The sequence below is a fragment of the Mycobacteriales bacterium genome, assembly GCA_035504215.1.
Taxonomy (GTDB): domain Bacteria; phylum Actinomycetota; class Actinomycetes; order JAFAQI01; family JAFAQI01; genus DATAUK01.
Genome location: DATJSI010000036.1, coordinates 1 through 18502, shown reverse-complemented (window position 1 = coordinate 18502; position 18502 = coordinate 1). Strand labels below are relative to the sequence as shown.

Genomic DNA, 18502 nt, shown 5'->3' with positions numbered 1-18502 from the left:
AGCGGGGTGGCACCGGCCGCGCGGTCTCCGCGCCCTCGGCGTGGCCACGCCCCGGCCGCGACGGTCAGTCCTCGATGTGGATGGTGAAGTCCTCGATCACCGGGTTCGCGAGCACCGCCTCGGCGGCGCGGCTGGCGATCTCGCGGGCGTCCGCTCCGTCGGCGATCTCGATCTCGAACCGCTTGCCCTGGCGCACGGACGTCACCGTGTCGAAGCCGAGGTCGGGCAGCGCGCGAGCGATCGCCTGGCCCTGAGGGTCGAGGATCTCGGGCTTGGGCATGACGTCGACGACGACTCGGGTCACCTGCCAAACCCTACCGACCACGCCGCACCCCTCGCTGCCGTGATCTTGACGGCAGTCAGGGAGTGGCGGCGAGGTAGTCGTGGAAGTCGCGCCCGGTCAGCCGCTCGTAGGCCTCGACGTACTTCTCCCTGGTCCGTGCGACGACGTCGTCGGGAAGCGGCGGAGGCTCGCTCTTGCGATCCCAGCCGGACTCGTCGCTGAGCCAGTCGCGCACGTACTGCTTGTCGTAGGACTCCTGCGGGCCGCCGGGGGCCCAGGTGAGTGAAGGCCAGAACCGCGACGAGTCCGGGGTGAGGACCTCGTCGCCGAGGGTCAGGGTCCCGTCCTGGTCGTGACCGAGCTCGATCTTGGTGTCGGCGAGGATGATCCCGGCCTGTTCGGCAAGCTCGCGCCCGCGCGCGTAGACCGCAAGCGTCAGTTTGCGCAGCTCGCCGGCGAGCTCGGGCCCCACCGCCTCCACCACCTGGTCGAACGTCATCGCCGCGTCGTGCTCCCCGCTCGGCGCCTTCGTCGTCGGCGTGAAGATCGGCGCCGGCAACCGCGAGCCGTCGCGCAGCCCCGGCGGCAGGTCGACCCCGCACACGCTGCCGGTCGCCCGGTAGTCCGCGGCGCCGCTGCCGGCGAGGTAGCCGCGGGCGACGCACTCGACGCTGACCATCTCCAGCGTCCGGCACAGCACCGACCGCCCGCGCAGCGCATCGGCGTACGGCGCAAACACCAGCGGGTACTCGGCGACGTCTGCGGTGATGACGTGGTTGGGCACGAGGTCGGCGAGCCGCTCGAACCACCAGAGCGAGATGCCGGTGAGCACCGCGCCCTTGTCCGGGATCTCGGTCGGCAGCACGTAGTCGAAGGCCGAGATCCGGTCGCTCGCGACCATCAGCAGCTGGTCCTCGCCGGCGACGTAGAGATCGCGGACCTTGCCCGAATGCAGCCGGAACTCGTCCAGCCCGGCCAGTGCGTGTTCCGGCACTAGCTCAGCCCCTCCAGTCGCTCGAAGACTCCATCCAGCCGTTTCAGGTAGCGCTGCGGCCGGCACACCTCGTCCAGGCGGGCCTCGTCGAGCTCCTGGCCGGCATCCGCCGCGTGCTTGCGCAACGTCTCGCGGAACGGAACGCCGGTGGTCCAGGTGTCCATCGCTGCCGCCTGGGTGAGGGCGTAGGCGTCCTCGCGCGAGAGCCCGGCCTCGACCAGTTCCAGCAGGACCGCGCTGGTGTAGATCAGGCCGCCGGTGGCGTCGAGGTTGGAGCGCATGCGCTCGACGTCGACCACCAGACCGTTGACCAGCCGGCCGGTCAGGTGCAGCAGGTAGTCGGTGCCGATCGCCGCATCCGGGAGGGCGATCCGTTCCACGGACGAGTGGGAGATGTCGCGCTCGTGCCAGAGCGCGATGCCCTCCATGACCGGCACGATCTGCGCGCGCACGATGCGCGCCAGGCCGCAGATCCGCTCGCACATCACCGGGTTGCGCTTGTGCGGCATCGCGCTCGAGCCCTTCTGGCCGGCGCCGAACGGCTCGGCCAGCTCGCGGACCTCGGTGCGCTGGCCGTGCCGGACCTCGAGCGCGACGGCCTCGCAGACCGACGCAAGAAGAGCAAGCGACGAGACCCACTCGCTGATCCCGTCACGGAGGACCACCTGGGTCGCGACGTCCGCGGGCCGCAGGCCGAGCTCGGCCGCGACCTGGCGCTCGACCGCCGGATCGATGTTCGAGTACGTCCCGAGTACGCCGGAGATCTTCGCGATGCCGACCGCGTCGCGGGCCCGGAGCAGCCGGTCACGCGACCGCGCCATCGCGAACGCGAAGTCGGCGACCCGATGACCCCACACATCCGGCTCGGCGTGCACGCCGTGCGTGCGTCCGACCCGGATCGTGTCGCGATGGCTGAGCGCATGATCGCGGAGCCCGCCGACCAGTGCGGTCGTCTTCGCCAACAACAGGTCCGTGGCGCCGACCAGCTGCAGGGCGAGCGCGGTGTCGAGCAGGTCCGACGACGTCATGCCGAAGTGCACCCAGGCCGCCGCCTCGCGCGGAGTGGTGTTGTCGGCCCACGCGGTGAGGAACGCGATCACGTCGTGCTGCGTGACCGCCTCGACCGCTGCGACCGCCTCGGGCGTGGGCGGCGGCGCGGCGCGGACCGGCCCGAGCGCATCCGCGGGCACCGTGCCGGCGGCGGCGTGCGCCTCGAGCACGACGGTCTCGACCCGGCACCACAGCTCGTACTTGTGCGCCTCGCTCCACACCCGGCCCATCTCGGGGAGCGTGTAGCGCTCGATCATGAGGCCGCCTCTGCGATGTCGGTGCGGTAATGCGCGCCTTCGATCGTGATCCGCTCGATCCCGGCGTACGCCGATTCTCTCGCACCGGCGAGCTCGGCGGCGACCGCCGTGACCGCAAGGATCCGCCCGCCGGCCGTGACCAGCGCGCCGTCGACCTCCGCGGTCCCGGCATGCAGCACGTCCGCGCCGCTGACCGCGTCTAGGCCATGAACGGGGTCGCCGGTCCGCGGCGCCGCGGGATAGCCGGCCGAGGCCAGGACGACGGTCACCGCGAAGCCGTCGCGCCACTGCAACGGCGGCAGGCCGGCGAGGGTGCCGGTGGCGGTCGCGTGGAGTACGCCGGCCAGCGGCGTCTCGAGCAGGGCGAGCACCGACTGCGTCTCGGGATCGCCGAACCGGGCGTTGAACTCCACCACCTTCACCCCGGTCGAGGTGAGAGCGAGACCGACGTAGAGCAGGCCGGCGAACGGCGTGCCCCGCCGCGCCATCTCCTCGATCGTGGGTCGCGCCACCCGGGCGACGACCTCGTCGACCAGGTCGGCCGGCGCCCAGGGCAACGGCGCATACGCGCCCATGCCACCGGTGTTCGGCCCGGTGTCGCCGTCGCCCACCCGCTTGAAGTCCTGCGCCGGAAGCAACGGCACGACCGCGACACCGTCGGTCAGGCAGAACAGAGATACCTCCGGCCCGTCGAGGTACTCCTCGATCACGACCCGATGCCCGGCGGCGTGACGCCGCGCCTCGCCCCGGTCGCCGGTGACCACCACGCCCTTGCCGGCCGCGAGCTCGTCGTGCTTCACGACGTACGGCGGTTCGAGCCGGTCCAGCACTTCCGCGACCTCAGCGGGCGTCTCGGCCACCCAGTGCCCGGCTGTCGGCACGCCCGCGGCCGCCATCACGTCCTTGGCGAACGCCTTGCTGCCTTCGAGCTGCGCGGCCGCGGCGCTCGGGCCGAAGACCACGAAGCCGGCGGCTCGAAGCTCGTCCGCGACCCCCGCCACGAGCGGCGCCTCGGGGCCGATCACGACCAGATCGGCGGTCGCCTCGCGGGCGGCATCGACCGGGTCGGTGATCGCCAGCAGGCTCGCCACCTTGGCGATCCCGGGATTGCCCGGTGCGCAGAACAACGCGGTCACCGCAGAGTCGCGGGACAGCGCGAGGCACAGCGCGTGCTCGCGGCCGCCGCCGCCGATCACCAGGACGCGCATCGGGCCCTCACAGCAGCGGCCGGATCGCGACGGTCTGCTCGCGCTCTGCGCCGACGCCCACAACCGAGACCGGCGCGCCGCTGAGCGACTCGATCGCCTCGACGTACGCGCGCGCCGCCTTGGGCAGGTCGTCGAGCGACCGGGCCGCCGTGATGTCCTCGTCCCACCCCGAGAACTGCTCGTAGATCGGTCGCGCATGGTGGAACTCGGTCTGGGTCATCGGCATCTGCTCGTGCCTGGTGCCGTCCACGTCGTACGCGACGCACACGGGGATCTGTTCGAGCCCGGTGAGAACGTCGAGCTTGGTCAGCACGAAGTCGGTCACGCCGTTGACCCTCGCTGCGTAGCGCGCGACGACCGCGTCGTACCAGCCACATCGGCGCGGGCGGCCGGTGGTCACGCCGAACTCCGCCCCGACGCTGCGCAGCCGATCGCCGCCCGCGTCGAGCAGCTCGGTCGGCATCGGTCCTTCGCCGACCCGGGTCGTGTAGGCCTTCGCAACCGCGACCACGCGGTCGATCCGCGTCGGCGGGATTCCCGAACCGGTGCACGCCCCGCCCGCGGTCGGGTTGGACGACGTGACGAACGGATAGGTCCCGTGGTCGACGTCGAGCATCGTGGCCTGTCCGGCCTCGAGCAGGACGACCTTCCCGGCATCGAGTGCCGCGCCAAGCATCAGCTGCGTGTCGGCAACCATGGGACGCAACCGGTCGGCAGACGCGATCAGCTCACTGACCACCTCGTCGACCGACATCGCCTTGCGGTTGTAGACCTTCACCAGGATCTGGTTCTTCAGCTCGAGCGCGCCCTCCACCTTCTGGCGAAGGATCTTCTCGTCGAACAGGTCCTGGATCCGCACGCCCAGCCGCGACATCTTGTCGGCGTACGCCGGACCGATCCCGCGACCCGTCGTACCGATCTTCGACTTGCCGAGAAAGCGTTCGCCGACCTTGTCCATCAGGACGTGGTACGGCGTGATGACGTGCGCATCGGCGGACACGACCAACCGCGAGCAGTCGACCCCACGGGCCGAGATCGCCTCGATCTCGCTGAACAGCACGCCGAGGTCGACCACCACTCCGTTGCCGATGACGGGGGTGACGCCGGGCGTGAGGATGCCGGCCGGCAGCAGATGCAGCGCGTACTTCTCGGCGCCGATCACGATCGTGTGGCCGGCGTTGTTGCCGCCGTTGAACTTCACGACGTAGTCCACCCGCTCGCCGAGCAGGTCGGTCGCCTTGCCCTTGCCCTCGTCGCCCCACTGTGCGCCGAGCAGCGCGATCGCGGGCATCTGCGCCGTCCCTTCCGCTCGAGGCACGCCGTCGCAACGACCGCCCACCCGGCCCCGCAAACAACGAACCCCGGTCGCAATCGACCGGGGCCTCTTGCGGATCGAGGCTACCCCGCCGGAACCCGCAGGCAACCTGACCGAGCCCGCCGGCGTTGAGACAGTGTGGCTGTGACCCGGCTGGGCTCGGACTTCGACGAGTTCGTCGTCGCGCGCTCGCCCGCGCTGCTGCGTACCGCGACCCTGCTGCTCGGTGACCGGACCGACGCCGAAGACCTGCTGCAGACCGCGCTGCTGCGGGTCGCGCGGCACTGGTCCAAGGCGATCGAGAACCCGGACGCCTACACGCGGCGGGTGCTGGTCAACCTCGCGCACGACCATGCCCGCCGTCGCCGCCGCCATCCGGAGTCGCCGGCACCCGAACCCGATCTGATGGCGGTCCAGCCGGCGACCGAGTCCGCGTTCGAGGACCGCACGGAGCTGCTCTGTGCGTTGCGTGAGCTCCCGGACCGCCAGCGCGCGACCGTGGTCCTGCGGTTCTGGGAGGACCTCTCGGTCGCCGACACGGCGAGCCTGCTCGGCTGCTCGGAGGGCACCGTCAAGTCAACGACCAGCAAGGCGCTCGCCCACCTGCGCCACGTCCTCGACCTCCCTACCGTCCCCACTGCGATCGGAGCCGGCCATGACCACTGACGAGCAGATCCGCGACGCGTTCCACGCCCGCTTCGGCACAGAGTTGGCGGACCTGGCCGTGGATCCGGCGCTGGTGGCCGTCGTACGTCGCAGGTACGCCCGCCAGCAGCGGCTGGTGCTCCTGGGTGCCCCGCTCGGGGTTGCGGCGCTCGCGGCCGGCTCGATACTGGCCGCCAACGCCGTGGGCAGCGGCGCCGTCAGCGGCATCAACGGCCTCACGAGCAACGCAGCGCAGTCCGGGGTCAGCGTGACGCTGCTCAACCACCGGCTGCAGTTCCCCGCCGGCTGGAGCGGGAGCGCCGGCACGGTGATGAACCTCGGGCCGGCCACCCACCATCTCGGGGGCAAGGACCAAGGCGCCAAGCTGATGGATCGAAGCGCCCGCATGAGCCTCGGCATGAGCATGTTCCGCGGTCCGATCGCCACGGCCGAGCGGGCGGTCGTCCCCGCCGCCGAGAGGAAGCGGATCACCACGACGATCGCTGGGCTGCCGGCCGTCATCGATCAGTTCGGCACCTCACCGGTCTGCCCGATGTCGGTGGTGCACGCACCAGCGGCGGCGACGGTCAAGCGCCTCATCTCCCACACCCCGCTGCCGATGCGGAGCGCGCTGCTCAAGAGCCTCAGGACGGCCCGGTTCTCGAAGCTCAGCCCGGCCGGATTCGGCGTCGGTGTCCCTCAGCCCGGCTGCGCCCGCGCGACCAAGAGCGCCGCTGCCCTGCCGGATCACGTGAGCACCGCAATCACCTTCCCGGACGGCGACCTGCTGATGGTCGACTCGATCGGGATGAGCCCGACACAGGTCGAGCACGTCCTGGCGGACGCGATCAGCAGCTGAGCGGGCGACGGTCAGCCGAGCGGCGCGGAGGGATCGCTCTCGGCCAGAAAGGACCGGCAGCGCTCCGCCTCGTCGCTCTCACCGATCGCTTGCGCAGCGCGGGCGAGCGCGTTGAGCGAACGCAGGAACCCCTGGTTGGGCTCGTGCGACCGCGGCACCGGTCCCCAACCCTTCCACCCCGACCGCCGCAGCGCGTCGAGCCCGCGGTGGTAGCCGACCCGCGCGTAGGCGTAGGACTCGATCACCGCGCCGCGCTCGTAGGCCGCGTCGGCCAGTGCCGCCCAGGCGGCGAGGTACGACGGGAACCGAGCCGCGACCGCGGCCGGATCCTCGCCCGCCTCTAGCGCCGTACGAGCCTGCGGGTCATCCGGCAGCAGCGTCTCCGGTGGCTCGCCCAGCAGGTTGCCGCCGTGGGTCACCGGCGGCCTCGTGGCAGCCGGCTCAGTGGTAGATCCAGACCGAAGCGCCGACCGCGAGGTAGGCCGAGCTGAAGAAGTGCAGCACGGCGTCATCGGTGATCCGGACGCAGCCGTGGCTGTTCGGGTACGGCGGCACCTCGCCGCCGCTGTTGCCGTTGCCCTCACCGTGGATCGCGTAGCCGGTGTCGGTGAAGTACGACGGGTAGTACAGCGTGCCGAGCTTCGAGACGCGGGTGCCGGTCAGCTTGTACTGGATCGAGAAGTGACCGGTCGGGGTGATCGCCCTGGAGATCCCGCCTTCGGAGTTCTTGTAGAGGTAGCCGCCCGCGGTCGAGGTGTCGAGGATGTGCGTGATGTGGCCGTCCTTGGCCATCAGCAGCACCTGCCGGCCGATGTTGACCTCAACCTCGTAGGTCGCGGCGTGCGGATGGCGCAGGTGGATGTGGCGCGGGTGGTTCAGCTTGTTCCACACCGCCATCGTGACCTCGCCGTTGGGCGGAAGCTTCTGCACCTTCTCGAACGCGGTCACCGCGTGCAGGGTGTCGTCGCCGTAGTACTTGCTCACCGAGCCGAGCCAGTAGTGCAGCTTGCGCAACCGCTTCTGCAGTGCCTTCACGTCCGAGCCCGAGTCACCCAGCACCAGTTCGCGGTGCACGACCTGCAGGTGCAAGGTCGCGGACTGGGCGTGCGCGTGCAATCCGTCGTAGTGCCGGACCACGCGGTAGAGCACCGGACCGAGCGCATCGGGATGGATCGTGAAGGAGAACCGACCGTCGTACGCCGTCGTCTTGCCGGCGTGCTTCCAGACGCCGTCGACCTGCTTCCAGAGATAGATGGTGCCGGTCAGGTGCGGCCGGACCCGGCCGCGCAGCACCGAGTCCGAGTAGACCGGAACGGTGTGCTGCGGGTTGAACGACAGCAGCGGGCGCAACGCGTACTTGTGCCCGGACGTCGTCGCGCTCGTGTAGCTCGGGGTGTTCTTGAACGCCACCCGGTAAGCGCCACTGACCGCGGGCTGCACCGTCCACCCGACCTGGCCCTGCGAGCCGGTCGTGCGCTGCGGCGTGCCCTTCGCACGGTGCCAGGACGTCGACCCCGCGACCCGGTGCTGGAGCACCGCCGGCTGCCCGCTCACCGGGTGGCCAGTGCTCTTTTCGGTCAGGTCGCCGGTCACCACGAGCGACTGGGTGAAGGTCAGGCTGCTGCGCGACAGGGTCGCGGTAGCGGTGGTCTGCTGCTGGAGCGAGAAGTCCGGCCCGTTCAGCGTCTTCGCACCGGTCACGACCACGGGACCAGAGGTCGCGCCGGCCGGCACGACGATCGTCACCTTCTGCGCGTTGACGTGGTGGAAGTGAGCGGCGGTAATGCCATTGATGGTGGCGGCGGTCTCGCCGGTGAAGGTGGCACCGGTCAGCGTGAGCGTGCTGCCCTGGACGCCGTACGCCGGATGCAGGCTGAAGTCGGTGCCGCCGGAGGCGGCGGCTGAAGTGGCCACACCGGCCACGAGAAGCGCGGAGCAGCTCGCCACAGCGAACGCGCGCAGCGTCGACGACATCGTTCCCCTACTCGGATGGAAGAAAGCTCTCCAACGATACGTCGTACTTGCCGGTTTTGCGGCGCACATCGACCTGCTGAGCGCCCAGTCGTGATCCACTTGTGACGGCCGATCGGCCAAGTGGAACGCCGCCCGGCCGGGTCAGGTCATCCGGGTGCCGGTGCTCTTCAGGTCCTCGCACGCCTTGGTCACCCGCGCGGCCATGCCCTCCTCAGCCGCCCGGCCCCACGCCCGCGGGTCGTACGCCTTCTTGCTGCCCACGTCGCCGTCGACCTTCAGCACCCCGTCGTAGTTCTTCATCATGTGGTCGACCACCGGCCTGGTGAACGCGTACTGCGTGTCGGTGTCCACGTTCATCTTGACCACGCCGTAGTTCAGCGTCTCGCGGATCTCGTCGAACATCGAGCCCGAACCGCCGTGGAACACGAGGTCGAACGGCCGCTCCACACCGAGCTTCTTGCCGACGTACTCCTGACCCTCCTTGAGGATCGAGGGCTTGAGCTTGACCGATCCGGGCTTGTAGACGCCGTGCACGTTGCCGAAGACCGCGGCGAGCAGGTAGCGGCCGCGCTCGCCCGGAGCGCCGAGGACCTCGGCGACCCGCATCATGTCCTTCGGCGAGGTGTAGAGCTTCTCGTTCTGCTCGTTGCTGACGCCGTCCTCCTCGCCACCGACGACGCCGATCTCGAGCTCCATGATCGTGTGCGCCTCGATCGACATCGCGAACAGCTCGTCGGCGGTCTTGAGGTTGTCCTCGAGATCCAGGCCCGAGCCGTCCCACATGTGCGAGCCGAAGATCGGGTCGCCTCCGGCTTTTACGCGCTCGATCGAAAGCTCCAGCAGCGGACGCATGTAGCCGGCCAGCTTGTCCGGCGGGCAGTGGTCGGTGTGCAGACCGACGTTGACCGGGTAGTTCGTCGCGACGACCTTGGCGAACGCCGCCATCGCCACCGCCCCGGACACCATGTTCTTGATCGAGGCACCGGAGGCGAACTCGGCGCCGCCCCAGGAGATCTGGATGATGCCGTCGCTTTCGGCATCGGCGAACCCGCGCAGCGCGGCGTTCAGACTCCCCGACGACGTCACGTTGATCGCCGGATAGGCAAAGCCACCGGCCTTCGCCCGGTCGATCATCTCGGCGTAGACCTCAGGGTTCGCGACGGGCATCTCGGCTCTCCTCAGCACAGACCGTTGGCTGTCTTTCCCGGGGCACTGCTCACCATGCCTTGTCCTGAAGTATGGGCGCTACCCTGCGCGCGTGCACCAGCACCTTGCCTCGCAGGCGGCGGACGCGCCGGCCTTGCACCAGCTCGCGCTGCACCAGCAGGCGTTGCTCGGTGCGATCAGCCCGACGCACCTGCTTTCGACCTTCGGCGTCATCGGCGTACTGGTCATCCTGCTGGCCGAGATGGGAGTGCTGGTCGGCTTCTTCCTGCCCGGCGACTCGCTGCTGTTCGTCGCCGGCTATGCGACGAACGGCCACAACTCGCTGCACCTGCACCTGCCGCTCGGCTGGCTGATGATCGCGGCCGCCGCCGGGGCGGTGATCGGGGGGCAAGTCGGCTACGAGGTCGGCCGTCGCGCGGAGCTCCGGCTGCAGGACCGCCCCGAGTCCAGGTACTACAAGCGCGAGTACGTCGAACGCGCCGATCGCTTCCTGGAGCGGTTCGGCATGGCGCGGACGGTCGTGCTGTCGAGGTTCGTCCCGATCGTGCGCACCTTCGCCAGCCCGATCGTCGGGGTGGCCGCGATGCCGGTGCCGTCATACACGACGTGGAACCTGATCGGCGGGCTGGTCTGGACCGTACCGATCATCCTGCTCGGCCACTGGCTCGGACACATCTCCTTCATCCGGCACTACATCGAAGGGCTCGCGGTCATCATCGTCATCCTCGCGATCGTGCCCGCGCTCGTGCACATGGCTCGCCACCGCGGGGCCGCGAGCTCCTGAGCGGAAACGCCGGAGTCAGGCCAGGTCGAGATCGGCGAGCGAGTACGCCGCCAGGTAGTCGAGGCCCGTGGCCCGCACCGCGTCTGCGGCGCCGCGCTCGACGATCACCGCGACACCGACCACGTCGGCCCCGGCTTCGCGCAGCGCCCCGACCGCGGTCAGCACCGAGCCCCCGGTCGTCGAGGTGTCCTCGACGGCGAGCACTCGCCGACCCGCCACATCCGGACCCTCGATCCGGCGTTGCAAGCCGTGTGCCTTGCCTTGCTTGCGCACGACGAACGCGTCGAGCTTGCGCCCGGACGCGGCGGCCGCGTGCAACATCGCCGCAGCGACCGGGTCGGCCCCCAGGGTCAGCCCGCCGACGGCGTCGAAGTCGAGGTCCGCGGTGAGGTCAAGCATCACCCGGCCGACGAGCGGAGCCGCCGCGGCAGACAACGTGACTCGCCGCAGGTCCACGTAGTAGTCCGCGTCCTGCCCGGAGGACAGCGTCACACGGCCGTGCACCACCGCGTCCTGTTTGATCCGGGTCAGCAGCTCGTCGCGGTCGCCGTCGCTCACGCCAGCGACCCTACCGACGCCGCCGTACGCCCGGCCACGGGATTACCCGTCATCGGGACGGTGCGGCCGCGCCGGCCCAGGCAGCGCCCGCTCAGGCGATCAACGGCGCGGCGGCTTTCTCGGCCGCCGAGACCACCGAGAGTCCCGAGCGGTCTTCGTTCACGTCGACCAGCACCGTGTCGCCATCGGCGATCGCGCCGCTGAGCAACGCCTTCGCCAGCGGGTCTCCGATCGCGGTCTGGATCAGCCGCCGCAGCGGCCGGGCCCCGTAGACCGGGTCGAAGCCGGTGATCGCGAGCCACTCGCGGGCGCCGTCAGTGACCTCGAGGGTCAGCCGCCGGTCGGCCAGCCGCGTCATCAGCCGCTCGATCTGGATCTCGACGATCTGCGCCAGCTGCTCGCTGCCGAGAGAGTGGAAGACCACGATGTCGTCGAGCCGGTTCAGGAACTCCGGCTTGAAGTGTTCGCGCGCGGCACGCATCGCGGCCTCGTGCTTCGCCTTGTCGTCCAACGCCGGGTCATTGATGAAGACCGAGCCGAGGTTGGACGTCATCAGCAGGATCGTGTTGCGGAAGTCGACGGTGCGGCCCTGCCCATCCGTGAGCCGGCCGTCGTCGAGCACCTGCAGCAGTACGTCGAAGACGTCGGCATGTGCCTTCTCGACCTCGTCGAGCAGGATCACGGTGTAGGGCCGGCGGCGGACCGCCTCGGTCAGCTGGCCGCCCTCGTCGTAGCCGACGTAGCCGGGCGGCGCGCCGACGAGACGCGAGACGGTGTGCTTCTCGCCGTACTCGCTCATGTCGATGCGCACCATCGCCCGCTCGTCGTCGAACAGGTAGCCGGCCAGCGCCTTCGCGAGCTCGGTCTTGCCGACCCCGGTCGGGCCGAGGAACAGGAACGAGCCGGTCGGCCGGTCCGGGTCGGAGATGCCGGACCGCGCCCGGCGAACCGCGTCCGATACCGCGTGGACGGCGTCGTCCTGGCCGACCACCCGCGCCGACAGCGCCTCGTCCATCCGCAACAGCTTCGCGGTCTCGCCTTCGAGCAGGCGGCCGGCGGGGATGCCGGTCCACGACGCCACGACCTCGGCGACGTCGTCCGCACCGACCTCTTCCTTCACCATCGCCTCGCGTTGCTCGGAGGCGCTGGCGGCCGCGGCGAGCTCGGCTTCGGCGGCCGGGATGTCGGCGTAGAGCAGGCGCGACGCAGCCTCGAAGTCGCCCTGACGCTGCGCGGACTCGGCCTGCGTGCGCAGGCTGTCGAGCCGCTGCTTCAGCTCACCGACCCGGTTGAGACCACTCTTCTCGCGCTCCCACCGCGCGGTGAGCGCGGCCAGCTGCTCGGATCGGTCGGCGAGCTCCGCGCGTAGCCGGTCGAGCCGGGCGCGCGAGGCCTCGTCCTCCTCGCGCTCGAGCGCCATCTCCTCCATCCGCAGCCGGTCGACCGAGCGTTGCAGCTCGTCGATCTCGACCGGACGGGAGTCGATCTCCATCCGCAGCCTCGATGCCGCTTCGTCGATGAGGTCGATCGCCTTGTCCGGAAGGAAGCGTGAGGTGATGTAGCGGTTCGAAAGCGTCGCGGCAGCGACCAGCGCGGCATCGGCGATCTCGACCTTGTGATGCGCTTCATAGCGGCCCTTGAGGCCGCGCAGGATCGCGATCGTGTCCTCGACGCTGGGCTCGCCCACCATCACCGGAGCGAACCGGCGCTCGAGGGCGGGGTCCTTCTCGATCGAGGTGCGGTACTCATCGAGCGTCGTCGCACCGATCAGCCGCAGCTCGCCGCGCGCGAGCATCGGTTTCAACATGTTGCCGGCGTCCATCGCGCCTTCGCCGGTCGCACCGGCACCGACGACCGTGTGCAGCTCGTCGATGAAGGTGACGATCTGACCGTCGCTGTCGCGGATCTCGGCGAGGACGGCCTTGAGCCGCTCCTCGAACTCGCCGCGGTACTTCGCGCCGGCAACCATCGCAGCGAGGTCCAACGAGACCAACCGCTTGTCGCGCAGCGACTCCGGCACGTCACCGGCAACGATCCGCTGGGCGAGCCCCTCGACCACGGCGGTCTTGCCGACGCCCGGCTCGCCGATCAGCACCGGGTTGTTCTTCGTCCGCCGCGACAGCACCTGGACGACCCGGCGGATCTCGGTGTCGCGACCGATCACCGGGTCGAGCTTGCCCTCGCGAGCCTGCGCGGTGAGGTCGACGCCGTACTTCTCCAAGGTCTGGTACGTCGCCTCCGGCTCGGGGCTGGTCACCCGAGCCGAACCGCGAACGGCCTTGAAGGCGTCCTGCAGCGCATCCGGGTCGGGCAGGAAGTCGGCCACCGGGTGGCCGCCGGAGCGGGCCAGTCCGACGATCAGGTGCTCGGTCGAGACGAACTCGTCACCGAGCGACTTCGCGATCTCGGCCGCGGTGTTGACGACGGCGAGGGCAACGGACGACAGGCCGGGGGCCGCGACGGTTGCCCCGGTCGCGGTGGGCAACCGGTTGAGTGCGGCCTGCACCTCCCGCGCGACGAGCGCCGGATCACCGCCGGCCGCCTCGATCAGCGGTCGCGGCACCCCGTCGGCCGGGATGAGCAGCGCGTGCAGCATGTGCAGCGGCTCGACATGCGGATGCCCGGCGGCGCCGGCGGCCTGCACGGCAGCGCCGAGCGCCTCCTGGCTACGAGCGGTGAATCGGTAGGTGTCCATCAGCTGGTTCTTCTCTTGGGGGAAGGCGGAAAGGGGAAAGTCAGTGGTGGTCGGGCTGGCGCCGCCAGACCACGACGGCGGACTGGTCGATCGGCACGAGATCGCGGCGGTAGGACTGGTGGACCTTCCGCTCGCGGCGAGCCGCCTCGTGTGCCGTCGCTTCGAGCTGTGCGTGCAGTTCGTGCACGCGCGCCTGGAGGGCGGCGACCTGGTCTTCGAGCTCCAGGATGCGCTTCACGCCGGCGAGGTTGATGCCCTCGTCCTGGCTGAGCCGTTGCACCTCACGCAGCAGCGCGATGTCACGCGCCGAGTAGCGACGGCCGCGACCTTGGGTCCGCCCGGGAGAGACCAGGCCGATCCGGTCGTAGGAGCGCAGCGTCTGAGGGTGCATTCCGGCGAGTGTCGCCGCAACGGAGATCACAAAAACCGGCGAGTCGTCATCCGGTGCACCGAAGCCGAGCCCGTCAGCCATGGTGAGCGCCTCCCGATCCGAGATGGGTCCGCGGGTCGTGCGGGTGTGCGGTCGCGTACGCCTTGAGTGCCTCGCGGGCCTCGTCGGAGAGCTGTTCGGGTACGACGACCTCGACCGTGACCAGCAGGTCGCCCTTGCTGCCGTCGCGTTTCGCCACGCCCTTGCCGCGGAGCCGAAGTACGCGGCCGTTGGCGGTGCCGGCCGGGATCTTCATCGACACCATCGGCCCGTTCAAGGTCGGGACCTTGACCGTGGCGCCGAGCGCCGCCTCGGCGTAGGTCACCGGCAGCTTCAGGGTCAGGTTGTGACCCTTGCGGCCGAACAGATCGTGCGGGCTGACGTGCACGGTGACGATCAGGTCCCCGGCGGGCCCGCCGCGAGTGCCGGCCTCACCCTTGCCCTTCAGCCGGATCTTCTGCCCGTCGGCGACGCCGGCGGGGATCCGCACGCGCAAGCTGCGCGAGGTGATCGCCTGACCCGACCCGCCGCAGTCCGCGCACGGCTCGTCGACGATCAGACCCCGTCCCCGGCAGTCACGGCACGGCTCGGCGAAGGCGAAGCCGCCCTGGTTGCGCGAGGACATGCCGGTGCCCGAGCAGCCGGGGCAGACCCGGGTCGTCGTACCCGGCTTGGCGCCGCTGCCCTTGCAGGTCGGGCAGGCGTGCGGTCCGGACAAGGTGAGCGGGATGGTCGCGCCCTCGGTCGCGTCGGTGAACGACAGCGTCACCTCGGCCTCGACGTCGACCCCGCGACGCGGCGCCGCGGTCTGACTGCGGCGGCCACCACCGAACAACCCCCCGAACAGGTCGCCGAGCCCACCACCGGCGGCACCGGCGCCGGCACCACCGAACAGGTCGCCGAGGTCGAACGGCACGCCGCCCGGGCCGCCCGCGCCGCCACCCGGCGGCATCCGGAACCCGCCGGACCCGAACAGCGTCCGGGCCTCGTCATACTCCTTGCGCTTGTCGGCGTCGGAGAGCACGTCGTAGGCCTCGGAGATCTCCTTGAACTTCTCCTCGGCCTTGGCGTCACCGGAGTTTGCGTCCGGGTGGTAGGTGCGGGCCAGCTTGCGGTACGCCTTCTTGATCTCAGCGGCAGAGGCGGTCTTCGGGACTCCGAGCGCCGCGTAGTAGTCCTTCTCGACATAGTCGCGAACGCTCATCGGGGTTCCTGCGCCTCCTTCCCGCTACTCATGGTGATCGTCGTCGTAGTGCCCGCGCTTTGCTCAGTACGCCGGGTTGGCCGGCGGGTCGGTGTCCGGCTGGTCGTCGTCCTCGTTCGGTGCGGCGGTGCGGGACGGCTGGTCGGGAAGCACCGCGGTCTCGGGCTCCACCACCGCGACCCGTGCGGGCCGCAGGATCCGCTCGCCGACCCGGTAGCCGGACTGCAGCACCTCGGCACAGGTCGGCTCCTGAACCTCGTCGGAGAAGCCGTGGGTCAGCGCCTCGTGCTGGGTGGGGTCGAACGGCTCGCCGACCTGACCGAAGCGGGTCAGGCCCAGCTTGGTGAGCGTCGCCTCGAGGCCGTCGGCGACGAGCGCGAACCCGCCCGACACCTCGCCGTGCGCGCGCGCCCGGTCGATGTCGTCGAGCAACGGCAGCAGGTTGGCGAACACCGACGCGAGCGCAGCCTCGCCGACCGCCTGCCGATCGCGATCGACCCGGCGCCGGTAGTTGGCGTACTCCGCCTGGAGCCGCTGCAGGTCGGCGGTGCGCTCGGCAAGCTGGGCTTGCAGCTCGGCCGAGGCTCCCGCCTCCGGTGCCGGCGCGGCCGAGCCGGCGGCAGCGGCGACCTGCGCCGCGCCGGCCCGCACCTCGCCGGTGGTCGGATCGAGGCGGCGCCGGTCACGAATGACCGGGCCGACCTCCTCGGGGAAATCGCTCACTCAGAGCCACCGTCGCCTGGCTCGTCGACGATCTCCGCGTCCACGACGTTGTCGTCGCCGTCGGCGGACTCACTCGTCGCGTCGGCTCCTGGCGTCGCCTGGCCGGCGTCGGGGTTCGCGGCGTACATCGCCTGACCCATCTTCTGGCTCACGGTCGCGAGCGCGGCCGACGTGCGGGTGATCGCGTCCAGGTCGTCAGACTCGAGCGCCTGCTTGACCTCGGCGACCGCAGCGGTCACCTCGTCGCGCACGTCGCTCGGGACCTTGTCCCCGTTGTCCGCGAGGAACTTCTCCGTGGTGTAGACGAGCTGGTCCGCCTGGTTGCGGGCCTCCGCGGACTCCCGCCGCTTGCGGTCCTCCTCGGCGTACTGCTCGGCTTCCTTCATCATCCGCTCGATGTCGTCCTTCGGCAGCGCCGAGCCGCCGGTGATCGTCATCGACTGCTCCTTGCCGGTCCCGAGGTCCTTCGCGCTGACGTGCACGATGCCGTTCGCGTCGATGTCGAAGGTGACCTCGATCTGCGGGACGCCACGCGGCGCCGGCGGAAGGCCGGTCAGCTCGAACATGCCGAGCTTCTTGTTGTACGCCGCGATCTCGCGCTCGCCCTGGAAGACCTGGATCTGCACCGACGGTTGTGCGTCGTCGGCGGTCGTGAAGATCTCGCTGCGCTTGGTCGGGATCGTCGTGTTGCGCTCGATCAGCTTGGTGAAGATGCCGCCCTTGGTCTCGATGCCCAGCGACAGCGGGGTCACGTCGAGCAGCAGGACGTCCTTGACCTCGCCCTTGAGCACGCCGGCCTGCAGGGCCGCGCCGACCGCGACGACCTCGTCGGGGTTGACGCCCTTGTTGGGCTCACGCCCGCCGGTCAGCTCCTTGACGACGTCGACGACCGCGGGCATCCGGGTCGAGCCACCGACGAGCACCACGTGGTGGATGTCGGCGATCTTGATTCCGGCGTCACGGATGGCCTGCTCGAAGGGGCCCTTGGTCCGGTCGAGCAGATCGGAGGTGATCCGCTGGAACTCCGCACGGGTCAGCTTCTCGTCGAGGTGCAACGGGCCGGCGTCGCTGGCGGTGATGTAGGGCAGGTTGATCGTGGTGTCGGAGGACGACGAGAGCTCGATCTTCGCCTTCTCGGCCGCTTCACGCAGCCGCTGCATCGCCATCTTGTCCTTGGACAGGTCGATGCCGTGGCCGCCCTTGAACTTCTCGACCAGCCAGTCGACGACCTTCTGGTCCCAGTCGTCGCCCCCGAGGTGGTTGTCACCACTGGTGGCCTTGACCTCGATCACGCCGTCGCCGATCTCCAGCAGCGACACGTCGAACGTGCCACCGCCGAGGTCGAAGACCAGGATGGTCTGGTCGGCCTCCTTGTCCAGGCCGTACGCCAGTGCGGCCGCGGTGGGCTCGTTGATGATCCGCAGCACGTTGAGCCCGGCGATCTGGCCGGCCTCCTTGGTGGCCTGGCGCTGGGCGTCGGAGAAGTACGCCGGAACCGTGATCACGGCGTCGCTGACCGACTCGCCGAGGTAGGCCTCCGCATCGCGCTTGAGCTTTTGCAGGATGAAAGCCGAGATCTGCTGCGGCGTCTGCTTCTTGCCGTCGATCTCGATCGTCCAATCGGTGCCCATGTGGCGCTTGACCGACCGGATGGTCCGGTCCGGGTTCGTGACCGCCTGGCGCTTGGCGACCTCGCCGACCAGCACCTCGCCGTTCTTGGCGAACGCGACGACGCTGGGCGTGGTCCGCGAGCCCTCGGCGTTCGCGATGACGTTGGGCTCCCCGCCCTCGAGGACGGTCACGACGCTGTTCGTCGTACCGAGGTCGATGCCGACCGCTCGTCCCATGTGAGTTGACCTTTCGCTTGCTTGTGGGTGCGGCTCAGGGTTGAGCCGCGTGTCATCAGGTCAACGCCGCGAGCTGCGACGTCATTCCTTTCTTGAGCCGGATTGGCTCAACTTTTTTACGAATCATATGACAATCTCGAATCCGCCCACAACCGGCGTTCGGGGGACAGCCGGCGCGAGCGCGTCGGCGGCGTTGTCCCCGGGCGGGTCCGGGTGCCGACCGAGGTGCGCCGCCGCCGGGAGCGGCGTAGCGTGCGGCTGTGCTGAGCCGGTTGCAGGACACCCAGGGCGCGCCCCGGATCCGGGTCCGGCTGCTCGCCGCGCTGGTGATCGTCGGCCTGCTCGTGCTGACCGCCCCGATCGTGATGGTGCCGCTGGTCGGCTGGCTCGCCCACCTGGCCTGAGCCCGGCTCTGCCCGCTCCGCACCCTCCGCCATCCCCCTTCGTGATCTTGACGTTGGAGGCGCACACCCTTCGTGATCTTGGCGTTGGAGGCGCACAAACGGCCG

General features: G+C 70.1%; 18 protein-coding genes. 4 read left to right on the top strand and 14 right to left on the bottom strand.

What is annotated here, in order from left to right; translation table 11 throughout:
• Positions 1–64 precede the first annotated feature (64 nt).
• From purS to VME70_03735, 5 genes are read right to left on the bottom strand one after another with little or no spacing between them, the layout of a single operon-like run.
• Positions 65–304 carry a phosphoribosylformylglycinamidine synthase subunit PurS gene (gene purS / locus VME70_03755; GenBank protein ID HTW19313.1) on the bottom strand — a complete coding sequence of 80 codons (240 nt, stop codon included), beginning with the start codon at positions 302–304 and terminating at the stop codon, positions 65–67.
• A gap of 55 nt (positions 305–359) precedes the next feature.
• On the bottom strand, positions 360–1277 hold the full coding sequence (locus VME70_03750; GenBank protein HTW19312.1) for a phosphoribosylaminoimidazolesuccinocarboxamide synthase: 918 nt from the start codon (positions 1275–1277) through the stop codon (positions 360–362).
• Complete coding sequence (gene purB / locus VME70_03745; protein ID HTW19311.1) at positions 1277–2584, bottom strand: adenylosuccinate lyase; 1308 nt, start codon at positions 2582–2584, stop codon at positions 1277–1279. Before purB ends, VME70_03750 begins: the two co-directional genes overlap by 1 nt.
• Positions 2581–3792, bottom strand: coding sequence for a phosphoribosylamine--glycine ligase (purD, locus tag VME70_03740; GenBank protein HTW19310.1), 1212 nt, complete (start codon positions 3790–3792; stop codon positions 2581–2583). Before purD ends, purB begins: the two co-directional genes overlap by 4 nt.
• Before the next feature lie 7 nt (positions 3793–3799).
• Positions 3800–5083, bottom strand: coding sequence for an adenylosuccinate synthase (locus VME70_03735; GenBank protein ID HTW19309.1), 1284 nt, complete (start codon positions 5081–5083; stop codon positions 3800–3802).
• A gap of 168 nt (positions 5084–5251) precedes the next feature.
• Between VME70_03735 and VME70_03730 the strand changes: the two genes are divergently transcribed.
• Together VME70_03730 and VME70_03725 are read left to right on the top strand one after the other, a co-directional pair.
• Positions 5252–5773, top strand: a complete 522-nt coding sequence (locus VME70_03730) for a SigE family RNA polymerase sigma factor (GenBank protein HTW19308.1) — start codon at positions 5252–5254, stop codon at positions 5771–5773.
• A complete protein-coding gene (locus VME70_03725) occupies positions 5763–6611 on the top strand; it encodes a hypothetical protein (GenBank protein ID HTW19307.1) in 849 nt (282 codons plus the stop codon). The genes VME70_03730 and VME70_03725 overlap by 11 nt, the downstream gene beginning before the upstream one ends.
• An 11-nt stretch (positions 6612–6622) precedes the next feature.
• On the opposite strand, the gene VME70_03720 is transcribed toward VME70_03725, so the two are convergent.
• From VME70_03720 to fbaA, 3 genes are all read right to left on the bottom strand, one after another.
• Positions 6623–7030, bottom strand: a complete 408-nt coding sequence (locus tag VME70_03720) for a DUF3151 domain-containing protein (GenBank protein ID HTW19306.1) — start codon at positions 7028–7030, stop codon at positions 6623–6625.
• 22 nt (positions 7031–7052) lie between these two features.
• Positions 7053–8525 (bottom strand): L,D-transpeptidase family protein, encoded by a 1473-nt coding sequence (locus VME70_03715; GenBank protein HTW19305.1) that lies wholly within the window; start codon positions 8523–8525, stop codon positions 7053–7055.
• Positions 8526–8726: 201 nt separating this feature from the next.
• Positions 8727–9767 carry a class II fructose-bisphosphate aldolase gene (gene fbaA / locus VME70_03710; protein HTW19304.1) on the bottom strand — a complete coding sequence of 347 codons (1041 nt, stop codon included), beginning with the start codon at positions 9765–9767 and terminating at the stop codon, positions 8727–8729.
• Positions 9768–9843: 76 nt separating this feature from the next.
• Between fbaA and VME70_03705 the strand changes: the two genes are divergently transcribed.
• Entirely contained in the window at positions 9844–10536 is a 693-nt protein-coding gene (locus VME70_03705; GenBank protein HTW19303.1) for a VTT domain-containing protein, read from the top strand.
• Positions 10537–10551: 15 nt separating this feature from the next.
• On the opposite strand, the gene pyrE is transcribed toward VME70_03705, so the two are convergent.
• The 6 genes from pyrE to dnaK form a co-directional block, all read right to left on the bottom strand.
• The gene (gene pyrE, locus VME70_03700; GenBank protein HTW19302.1) at positions 10552–11094 is read right to left on the bottom strand and encodes an orotate phosphoribosyltransferase; all 543 of its coding nucleotides are present in this window, start codon (positions 11092–11094) and stop codon (positions 10552–10554) included.
• A gap of 91 nt (positions 11095–11185) precedes the next feature.
• A complete protein-coding gene (gene clpB, locus VME70_03695) occupies positions 11186–13789 on the bottom strand; it encodes an ATP-dependent chaperone ClpB (GenBank protein ID HTW19301.1) in 2604 nt (867 codons plus the stop codon).
• Between the two features lie 40 nt (positions 13790–13829).
• Positions 13830–14261 (bottom strand): helix-turn-helix transcriptional regulator, encoded by a 432-nt coding sequence (locus VME70_03690; GenBank protein HTW19300.1) that lies wholly within the window; start codon positions 14259–14261, stop codon positions 13830–13832.
• A complete protein-coding gene (gene dnaJ, locus VME70_03685) occupies positions 14254–15423 on the bottom strand; it encodes a molecular chaperone DnaJ (GenBank protein ID HTW19299.1) in 1170 nt (389 codons plus the stop codon). The genes VME70_03690 and dnaJ overlap by 8 nt, the downstream gene beginning before the upstream one ends.
• 63 nt (positions 15424–15486) lie before the next feature.
• A complete protein-coding gene (grpE, locus tag VME70_03680; protein HTW19298.1) occupies positions 15487–16146 on the bottom strand; it encodes a nucleotide exchange factor GrpE in 660 nt (219 codons plus the stop codon).
• On the bottom strand, positions 16143–17993 hold the full coding sequence (dnaK, locus tag VME70_03675; GenBank protein HTW19297.1) for a molecular chaperone DnaK: 1851 nt from the start codon (positions 17991–17993) through the stop codon (positions 16143–16145). The genes grpE and dnaK overlap by 4 nt, the downstream gene beginning before the upstream one ends.
• A 260-nt stretch (positions 17994–18253) precedes the next feature.
• Here dnaK and VME70_03670 point away from each other — a divergent pair, with 260 nt between their 5' ends.
• Positions 18254–18397, top strand: a complete 144-nt coding sequence (locus VME70_03670) for a hypothetical protein (GenBank protein ID HTW19296.1) — start codon at positions 18254–18256, stop codon at positions 18395–18397.
• The last annotated feature ends 105 nt before the right edge of the window (positions 18398–18502 follow it).

Bases quoted from the DNA above. Each gene is read 5' to 3' on its own strand.
- dnaK (HTW19297.1), bottom strand. From the start codon at position 17,993: ATGGGACGAGCGGTCGGCATCGACCTCGGTACGACGAACAGCGTCGTG.
- VME70_03725 (HTW19307.1), top strand. From the start codon at position 5,763: ATGACCACTGACGAGCAGATCCGCGACGCGTTCCACGCCCGCTTCGGC.
- VME70_03735 (HTW19309.1), bottom strand. From the start codon at position 5,083: ATGCCCGCGATCGCGCTGCTCGGCGCACAGTGGGGCGACGAGGGCAAG.
- clpB (HTW19301.1), bottom strand. From the start codon at position 13,789: ATGGACACCTACCGATTCACCGCTCGTAGCCAGGAGGCGCTCGGCGCT.
- purB (HTW19311.1), bottom strand. From the start codon at position 2,584: ATGATCGAGCGCTACACGCTCCCCGAGATGGGCCGGGTGTGGAGCGAG.
- dnaJ (HTW19299.1), bottom strand. From the start codon at position 15,423: ATGAGCGTTCGCGACTATGTCGAGAAGGACTACTACGCGGCGCTCGGA.
- VME70_03690 (HTW19300.1), bottom strand. From the start codon at position 14,261: ATGGCTGACGGGCTCGGCTTCGGTGCACCGGATGACGACTCGCCGGTT.
- purD (HTW19310.1), bottom strand. From the start codon at position 3,792: ATGCGCGTCCTGGTGATCGGCGGCGGCGGCCGCGAGCACGCGCTGTGC.